At 68.0% G+C, this 8,395-nt stretch carries 9 protein-coding genes; all 9 read left to right on the forward strand.

The features are described 5' to 3' along the window. A partial coding sequence (locus GPA_RS08020; protein ID WP_041239302.1) for a hypothetical protein occupies window positions 1–206 on the forward strand: 206 nt, incomplete at its 5' end. A 15-nt stretch (window positions 207–221) separates the two neighbouring features. Continuing rightward, complete coding sequence (locus GPA_RS08025) at window positions 222–1,517, forward strand: AI-2E family transporter (RefSeq protein WP_181813836.1); 1,296 nt, start codon at window positions 222–224, stop codon at window positions 1,515–1,517. Window positions 1,518–1,643: 126 nt separating this feature from the next. Beyond that, window positions 1,644–4,292, forward strand: coding sequence for an alanine--tRNA ligase (gene alaS, locus GPA_RS08030; protein ID WP_015539549.1), 2,649 nt, complete (start codon window positions 1,644–1,646; stop codon window positions 4,290–4,292). 109 nt (window positions 4,293–4,401) lie between these two features. Next, window positions 4,402–4,812, forward strand: coding sequence for a Holliday junction resolvase RuvX (gene ruvX, locus GPA_RS08035; protein ID WP_015539550.1), 411 nt, complete (start codon window positions 4,402–4,404; stop codon window positions 4,810–4,812). A gap of 26 nt (window positions 4,813–4,838) precedes the next feature. Next, window positions 4,839–5,993 (forward strand): endolytic transglycosylase MltG, encoded by a 1,155-nt coding sequence (gene mltG / locus GPA_RS08040; protein WP_015539551.1) that lies wholly within the window; start codon window positions 4,839–4,841, stop codon window positions 5,991–5,993. Window positions 5,994–6,047: 54 nt separating this feature from the next. Further along, window positions 6,048–6,785: a YqeG family HAD IIIA-type phosphatase gene (locus GPA_RS08045; protein WP_015539552.1), complete on the forward strand. Its 738-nt coding sequence runs from the start codon at window positions 6,048–6,050 to the stop codon at window positions 6,783–6,785. Next, window positions 6,782–7,714, forward strand: coding sequence for a shikimate dehydrogenase family protein (locus tag GPA_RS08050; RefSeq protein WP_015539553.1), 933 nt, complete (start codon window positions 6,782–6,784; stop codon window positions 7,712–7,714). Before GPA_RS08045 ends, GPA_RS08050 begins: the two co-directional genes overlap by 4 nt. Before the next feature lie 375 nt (window positions 7,715–8,089). After that, window positions 8,090–8,185, forward strand: coding sequence for a chorismate synthase (locus GPA_RS20380; RefSeq protein WP_015539555.1), 96 nt, complete (start codon window positions 8,090–8,092; stop codon window positions 8,183–8,185). A 53-nt stretch (window positions 8,186–8,238) separates the two neighbouring features. Beyond that, window positions 8,239–8,395, forward strand: a 157-nt coding sequence (locus tag GPA_RS20385) for a chorismate synthase (RefSeq protein WP_269446303.1), incomplete at its 3' end; no start/stop codon positions are given.

Below are 8,395 nucleotides of genomic sequence, written 5' to 3' on the forward strand. Positions count from 1 at the left end.
GCGAGGAGAAGGCCGCCGCCAAGCGCGCCGCCGCCGAGAAGACCTCCGAGGCCGCCGCGAGCATGACCGACGCCGTGATGACCGCCGCCGCGTCCGATGCCGACGCCGCAACCCGCTACTTCACGTACGAGGGCGGCGCCGAGGCGGCTCCGGCGGGAGCGAAGGCGGCTGACAGCGTATCCGACCAGGATAAACCTGAGGCATAGCGAGGAGCCGATCCGGTGGATCCCGAACAGAACGAGCGCGAGCAGGTCAAGGCGCTGAAAGCACGACGCCGCTTCCTCACGGTGTGGACCATCGTGGGGGCCATCCTGCTGACGGGCGTCCTCGTGTACCTCTTCAACCTGTTGAGCGTGCCGGTGGGCATCGTCATCTGGACCGTGGTGATCGTGTTCTGCCTGCGCGGCCCCGTGAACAAGCTGGAGAAGCTGGGCGTGCCCCGCCTGGCCGGTACGGCGATAGCTTACGTGCTCATGTTCGTGGTGCTGGCGCTGGTGGGCCTGCTCATGTTCTCACCGGCTTTCGGCGTGGGCGACCAGTTCACAAACCTTATCCAAAGCGTGCCCGGCTACATCCAAACCATCGCGAACTGGGGCAACGACCTGTATGCCCGCTATGCCGACGTGCTGCAGAACGACACGGTGCAAGGGTGGATCACCGATGCCTTCAACGCCCTCGTGGCCTGGGCCTCCACGTTCGCGCGCGACAGCGCCTCGGGCGTGGTGGCCATCGGAACCGGCGTGGTGAACACGTTCGTGGCGCTGGGCTTCGCGCTGGTCGTGGCGTTCTGGATGCTCATGGAGCTGCCCGACCTCGGCCGCGAGAGCGAGCGCCTCGTCGGCCCGAAGCACCGCGAGGACCTGGAGATGCTGCACGTCACGTTCACGCGCGTCATGGGCGGCTACATCAAGGGCACGCTTTTGCAGTGCGCCATCATCGGCGTGGGCTGCGTCGTGCTGTTCGGCGTCATCGGCATCCCGAACTACGCTGCCTTGGGCGGCATCGCCGGCCTGCTTAACATCATTCCCATCGTGGGACCGTGGCTGGGCGGCGCGCTCGCGGCCGTGGTGGGCGTGTTCGTGAGCCCGTGGATCGCGCTTGTGGCGCTGCTGGGCACCATCGCCATCCAGCAGATCGTCTACACGTTCGTGTCGCCGAAGATCATGGCGAACTCGGTGGACGTGCACCCGGCCCTCACCCTCATCGCCTTGATGGCCGGCTCGGCCATCGGCGGCGCCATGAGCGGCTTCACCGGCTCGCTCGTGGGCATGCTGGCCTCCATTCCGGCCGTGGCCGTGGCGAAGTCGGTGTTCGTGTACTACTTCGAGAAGCGCACGGGCCGCCAGCTCGTGGCCAAGGACGGGGTGTTCTTCCAGGGCACGCCGGCAGACGGCGATGCCGTCGACCCCATAGCCGACGCCATCGCGCCGCACCCCGACGTGTCGGCTGCGTTCGAGCGTGTGGAGCAGCGGAAGGCCGACGCAGAAAAGAAGGCGCGGCAGAACAAAGAACGCTAAACTGTCTCCAGCACGTTTTGGGCGGGCCCGGCGCCTCGGCGCCGCGGCCGCCTTGAGCATAGGGGGCATCGGGGGGTGTGGCCGATGCGCAGACCAGAGGACCAACGGGAAAGAAAGACAGACGACATGGAGTATATGAGCACTGCCGAGATACGCGAGAAGTACCTGAGCTACTTCGAGGCGAAGGGCTGCAAGAGGTGGCCCTCGTCCTCGCTGATCCCCGACGACCCGTCGCTTCTGCTGACGAGTGCCGGCATGGTGCAGTTCAAGCCCTACTTCCTGCAGCAGAAGCAGCTCGAGGCGCCCTACGTGGGCACCACGACCGCGCAGAAGTGCGTGCGCACGAACGACATCGACATCATCGGCACCACGGGCCGCCACCTGAGCTTCTTCGAGATGCTCGGCAACTTCAGCTTCGGCGCGTACTTCAAGAAGGAGATGTGCGCCTGGGCCTACGAGTTCTCCACCGAGGTGCTGGGCCTGCCCGCCGAGCGCCTGTACTTCACCGTGTACCTCGACGACGACGAGACCATCGAGATCTGGAAGGGCCTCGGCGTGCCCGAGGACCACATCTCGCGCCTGGGCGAGGAGGACAACTTCTGGCGCGCCGGGCCCACCGGCCCGTGCGGCCCGTGCTCCGAGATCTACTACGACCAGGGCGAGGAGTTCGGCTGCGGCAGCCCCGACTGCGCGCCGGGCTGCGACTGCGACCGCTTCCTGGAGTACTGGAACCTCGTGTTCACTCAGTACGACGGCCAGGAGGACGGCTCGTTCGTACCGCTGCCGAAGAAGAACATCGACACCGGCATGGGCCTGGAGCGCATCGCGGCCATCATGCAGGGCGTGCAGTCGAACTACGAGACCGACGTGCTGCGCAGCCTCGTGGGAGTGGGCGAGCGCCTGACGGGCGCCGTGTACGGGGCCGATGCCGACGCCGACCTGTCGCTGCGCATCATGGCCGACCACAGCCGCTCGGTGACGTTCATGATCGCCGACGGCATCCTGCCCTCCAACGAGGGCCGCGGCTACGTGCTGCGCCGTCTGCTGCGCCGCGCCGTGATGAAGGGCCACCTGCTGGGTTTGGACAAGCCCTTCCTCAACGAGTACGTTGACGAGATCGTGAACCTCATGGGCGACGTCTACCCCGAGATCGTGGAGAACCGCGAGCTGGCCCGCCGCGTCATCCTGTCCGAGGAAGAGCGCTTCGGCGCCACGCTGCGCCAGGGCCGCGCGTTCCTCGACGAGGCGCTGGCCGGGATCGAGGGCGAGGTGCTGCCGGGCGACCGCGCCTTCACGCTGCACGACACGTACGGCTTTCCCGTGGAGGTCACGCGCGAGCTGTGCGGCGAGCGCGGCATCGAGGTGGACATGGAGGGCTTCGGCCGCTGCATGGACGAGCAGCGCGAGCGCGCCCGCGCGGCCAACACGAAGGACGCCGAGGCGGCCTGGTCCACGTACGGCGGCGTGATGAACGAGATCCTGGAGGCCGTGGGCCCCACCGAGTTCCTCGGCTACACGAAGAACGAGGCGGACGCGCGCGTGCTGGCGATCGTGAAGGACGGCCAGCAGGTCGACGTGCTGGAAGCAGGCGAGGAAGGCCGCGTGGTGCTGGACGCCACGCCGTTCTACGCCGAGAAGGGCGGCCAGATCGGCGATACGGGCGTTCTGGCCGAGGACGGCGTCGTCGTGGCGGTGCTCGATACCAAGGAGCCCGAGAAGGGCCTGATCGCGCATACCGTCAAGGTGATGGACGAGCCGGCCGGCGGGCGCATCCAGGTGGGCGACACCGTGCATGCCGCCATCGACGTGCCGCGCCGCGAGCGCATCCGCCGCAACCACACGGCCACGCATATCCTGCACTGGGCGCTGCGCCAGGTGCTGGGCGACCACGTGAAGCAGGCCGGCAGCTACGTTGCTGACAGCCGTCTGCGCTTCGACTTCACGCACTTCGAGGCCATGACGGCCGAGCAGATCGCCGAGGTGGAGCGCCTGGCGAACGAGAAGGTCATGGAGAACCATCCCGTGCGCGCCTACGAGACCTCGCTTGCGTCGGCCCGCGAGGCCGGCGTGATGGCGCTCTTCGGCGAGAAGTACGGCGAGTTCGTGCGCGTGCTGGACATCGAAGGGTTCTCGCAGGAGCTCTGCGGCGGCACGCACGTGTCGGCCACGAGCGAGATAGGCTTCGTGAAGATCACGTCCGAGACGAGCGTGGGCGCGAACCTCCGCCGTATCGAGGCCGTGACCAGCTTCGATGCCCTGGCGTATATGAATCGCGTGGAGGCGGAGCTCAAGGAGAGCGCCGAGGCGCTGCGCGTGCCCCTGTTCGACGTGAGCGAGCGCACCGCTGCCAACGTGAAGCAGCTCAAGGAGCTGCAGACGAAGATGAAGCGCAACCGCCAGACCATCGCCGACGACGGGATCTCGGCGCTGGTCGAGGGCGCCGTCGAGGCGAAGGGCGGCTATCCGGTGGTCTTCGGCCGCCTGCCCGAGGCCGATGCGGGGCAGATGCGCAACGCCTGGGACGTGCTGCGCGCGCGCCTCGGCAAGCCGGGCGCCGCGGTGCTGGCCACCGAGAAGGACGGCAAGCCCACGCTTTTGGCCGCCGGCACGCCGGAGGCGGTGGAGGCCGGCTTCGACGCTGGCGCCGTCATCAAGGCCATCTCCGGCAACATCAAGGGCGGCGGCGGCGGGAAGGCCGCCATGGCGCAGGCGGGCGGCAAGGACGCCTCAGGGATCGACGCGGCTCTCGAGGCCGCACGGGAGATGCTGCTGTAACGCCCCCGGCTGGGGCTGTCCGATGCATCACGGCGCTCGGGCAGTCCCGGCTCGCGCGAACAGCCCGCTGCTGGGCCAGCTTGCACACCGATCAAGAAAGGCCCTTAGCATGCGCATCATGGCGCTCGACATAGGCGAAACGCGGGTGGGCGTCGCGGTATGCGATCCGGGGGAGCGGGTGGCGTCGCCGGTGTGCGTGCTGCCGGCTGCCGAGGTGCTCTCGTGCGCGAAGCCGTTCCGCCGCCTGCTGGAGGACTGGGAGCCCGAGCTGCTGCTGTGCGGGCTGCCCTACACGCTGGCCGGCCAGGAGGGGCCGCAGGCCGCGCGCATCCGCGCAGCGGCCGATGCCGTCACGAAGGCGTGCGGCATCCCGCATGAGTTCGCCGACGAGCGGTTGAGCTCGCAGGAGGCCAAACGGAGTTTGCGTGAAAAGGGCTTGGGCGAGCGCGAGATGCGCGGCAAAATAGATATGATAGCCGCAAGTCTGTTCTTGCAGGCGTGGCTTGATGCGCGCCGTTAGGCAAGCCGAAAGGTAGAGGAACGTCCATGCCCCCACGGAAGCAAGTCACGTATTCGCAGCGCCCGAACCACGCAGCCCGGTCGGCCCATGCGCGCGGCGAGCGCGAATTCCGCACCTACGATACCAGCTACATCCGCCCGAAGCAGAGCAAGGGGCCGAAGATCTTCGCGGCCGTGCTCGCCGTCGTTGTCATCGGCGGCCTGGCTTGGGGCGGGCTCACCCTGTTCAACAGCTGCTCCGGCTCCGCGCCGGTCGAGCTCCTTGCCGAGGGCCAGGAAGCCACCGTCGTGGTGGAGCAAGGCTCCGGTGCCAAGGCCATCGGGGAGCTGCTCGTGGAGGAGAAGCTGGTGGGAAGTGCTTCCGACTTCGCGAAGCGCGTGAGCGAGATGGGTGTGGAGTCCCAGCTCAAGCCCGGCACCTACACGTTCGCGGGCGGCACGTCGCTCGATGATATCGTCAGGCAGATCGCCGCGGGCCCCGATATGGGCAACGCGCTCACCATCCCCGAGGGCTACAAGCTCTCCGACATCGCCGCGGCCGTCGCCACGGCCTCCGAGGGCCGCATCACGGCCGAGGCCTTCACGGCCGCCGCCTCCGATGCCAGCGTGTACGCGGCCAGCTACAGCTTCCTGGCCGATGCGGGCACGAACTCCCTCGAGGGCTTCCTGTTCCCCAAGACCTACGCGGTGGCCGACGACGCCACGGCCGATTCGCTCGTCCGCATGATGCTCGACCAGTTCCAGAAGGAGACGGCGAGCCTGGACTGGTCGTACCCGCAGTCGCAGGGGCTCTCCATCTACGACGCCGTAAACCTGGCCTCCATCGTGGAGAAGGAATCGAGCGGCGACGAGCAGATCCGTGCCAAGGTGGCCGCCGTGTTCTACAACCGTCTGGAGACGACGGGCGAGCCCAGCTACGGCTTCCTGCAAAGCGATGCCACGACCGCCTACGAGGTGGGTCATGACCCCACCCCCGAGGAGGTGCATGCCGAGACGCCTTACAGCACGTACACGAACAAGGGCCTGCCGCCCACGCCCATCTGCTCTCCGAGCCTCGACTGCCTCAAGGCCGTGTGCGCACCTGACCAGGAATCGCTCGGCAAGTACTTCTTCTTCTACTTCGAGGGAGACAGCTACTACTTCACCGAGACGTATGAAGACCACATGAACACGTTCTCGTAGGCCGCCTGCGCCTGTGCCGAACGCCTGACCGTCCCTAATGTAAAGCAGCCGACCATGCCGCTTCTTGAACCCGACCGCTATTTCTCGCGCCTGTCGCACGTCGACATCGAGCGCGACTTGCTGGCGCTCGGCTTCCGCTTCGTGCTGCTCGACATCGACAACACCATCCTTACGCGCGACACGCACGAGGTGCCGCGCGATGCGGGCTTCTGGCTCGCGAAGGCGCGCGATGCCGGCATCACGTTCTGCCTCGTGTCCAACAACTGGCACGAGGGCGTCTACCAGCTGGCGAACCGCCTGTCGCTGCCCATCGTGGCGAAGGCCGTGAAGCCGCTGCCGCCCGCATTCCTCAGGGCCTTGGGCAAGATCGGCGCAACGCGCGCTGCCACGGTCGTCATTGGCGACCAGCTGGTCACCGACGTACTGGGCGCCCACTTCCTGGGCATGAAGGCCTATCTGCTGGCCCCGCTCGTGGAGCAGGACCTGCCCCACACGCTGCTGCTGCGCAACTTCGAGCGCCTGGTCATGGGCGAGCGGAAGCCCGAGGGCGCTGGCGTTCCGACGGCTTGCCAGCCGCCGGAAGCTGCCGACGCTGCGGCTTCCCCCAGCACCCGATCTCGCGGCGATGCCGGAGACTCGCGTACCGAAGTATCCCCCAAGGGGACTTCCTGCGGGGCGCGTTTCGCCTCCGGCATCCCCACGACCTCGGGCGCCGGGGAAACCCTCGCTGACCTTGGTGGACCTGCGAGTGGGGGGATTGACGAACCTGCTAGAACGGGAGGGGCCTCATGAGCACGCTGGAGACTGTCGAGAACCTGTACCTGCTGGGGCATCCCATCGCGCATTCTAAGTCGCCGGTCATGTACAACGCGGTGTACGGGCGGCTGGGGTTGCCGTGGTGCTACGAGCTGGCCGACCTGGCCTGCGAAGACGAGGCGCGGGCGTTTTTGGCCGTGCGGGACTTCCTGTCGGTGAACATCACCACGCCGTACAAGCCGCATGCCTACGAGGCGGCCACGCACAAGGCGGCGTCGGCCAAGCTTGCACGTGGAGCAAACCTCCTGGTCAAGCATGGGGAAGCGCTGCTTGCGTACAACACGGACGGCCAGGGCTGCGTGGCCTTCCTCGAGCGAACGGGCTTCGACTTCTCCGGGGCGTCGGTGGCCGTGTGCGGCACGGGCCCCACGGCGCTCGCCATCCTGCACGCCTGCGCCGTCGCCGGGGCCCGCGAGGTCGTGCTCGTGGGGCGCGACAGGGAGCGTGCGCAGTCCGTGCTGCAGGATTACGTCGACGAGTTCGGACGGCTGTCGTCGGCCGCGATCGACCTGCCGGCGGCGATCGAGCACCATCGCAGCTTCCGCGAGGCCTACGACGCCACCGCGTTCAAGTTCGGCAGCTACGCAACGTCCACGCAAGCCATATGCGACGCCGACCTCGTGGTGAACGCCACGCCCCTCGGCATGCAGGCGGGCGACCCGGCCCCGTTCGACACGGCGCTCTTCCAGCCCGGGCAGCGCGCGTTCGACGTGGTGTACGGCCACGGCGAGACGGCCTTCGTCGCCGGCGCCCGCGCCGCGGGCTGCACGGTGTCGGACGGCGCGGGCATGCTCGTGGCCCAGGCCGTGGCCAGCGTGCGCACCGTCTGCGACATCGCCGGCGTCGACGTCGACCTGGACGCGGTCGACCTGTTCGCTGTGATGGCCGACGCTGCAGGTTTCTAGGTTCCGGCGGCTCCCGGTTCCGTCGGCCTGACGGTCGCCGGAACGAAGCCGACATGCTGCGCCGCGAAGCAAGTCCCCGAAGGGGGCGGCCGGCCGTGGCACCCGATCTCGCGGCGATCCCGGAGGCTCGCGTACCCGTTGTACGCGTCGCCTCCGCCATCCCCACGATCTCGGGTGCCACGGCCGGCCTCGCTGACTTACTGCGCCAACCTGGGCGGCTGTTTTCGCGCTGGCGCGCGAAGCGCGGCCGTCCCGCTCCCATACTTCCCCTCCCGCTTCATGGCGATCTGGTACGACGGGCGAACCGTCGTTCGCCTTGCCGCGCGGCTGCGGTACAATAGGCGCAAAACGACGACAGCGGGAAAGCGGACCAACATGCGCTACCTAACAGCGGGCGAGAGCCATGGCCCGGCCCTCACGGCCATCGTGGACGGCGTGCCGGCAGGCCTCAAGATCTCCGAAGACCAGTAAACAGCGACCTGGCGCGCCGCCAGTCGGGCTACGGCCGCGGCGGGCGCCAGGCCATCGAGCGCGATCGCGTGCGCGTGACCTCCGGCGTGCGCTTCGGCCGTACCATCGGCTCGCCGGTGGCGCTCACGGTGGCGAACCGCGACTGGGAGAACTGGACCGATCGCATGGCCGCGTTCGGCGACACGCCGTCCGACCTCGTGCGCGAGGTGT

It is taken from the genome of Gordonibacter pamelaeae 7-10-1-b (assembly GCF_000210055.1).
GTDB classification, from domain to species: domain Bacteria; phylum Actinomycetota; class Coriobacteriia; order Coriobacteriales; family Eggerthellaceae; genus Gordonibacter; species Gordonibacter pamelaeae.

Excerpts from the sequence above, each read along its gene's own strand:
- alaS (WP_015539549.1), top strand. The coding sequence starts at position 1,644 with ATGGAGTATATGAGCACTGCCGAGATACGCGAGAAGTACCTGAGCTAC.
- ruvX (WP_015539550.1), top strand. The coding sequence starts at position 4,402 with ATGCGCATCATGGCGCTCGACATAGGCGAAACGCGGGTGGGCGTCGCG.
- mltG (WP_015539551.1), top strand. The coding sequence starts at position 4,839 with ATGCCCCCACGGAAGCAAGTCACGTATTCGCAGCGCCCGAACCACGCA.
- GPA_RS08045 (WP_015539552.1), top strand. The coding sequence starts at position 6,048 with ATGCCGCTTCTTGAACCCGACCGCTATTTCTCGCGCCTGTCGCACGTC.
- GPA_RS08050 (WP_015539553.1), top strand. The coding sequence starts at position 6,782 with ATGAGCACGCTGGAGACTGTCGAGAACCTGTACCTGCTGGGGCATCCC.
- GPA_RS20380 (WP_015539555.1), top strand. The coding sequence starts at position 8,090 with ATGCGCTACCTAACAGCGGGCGAGAGCCATGGCCCGGCCCTCACGGCC.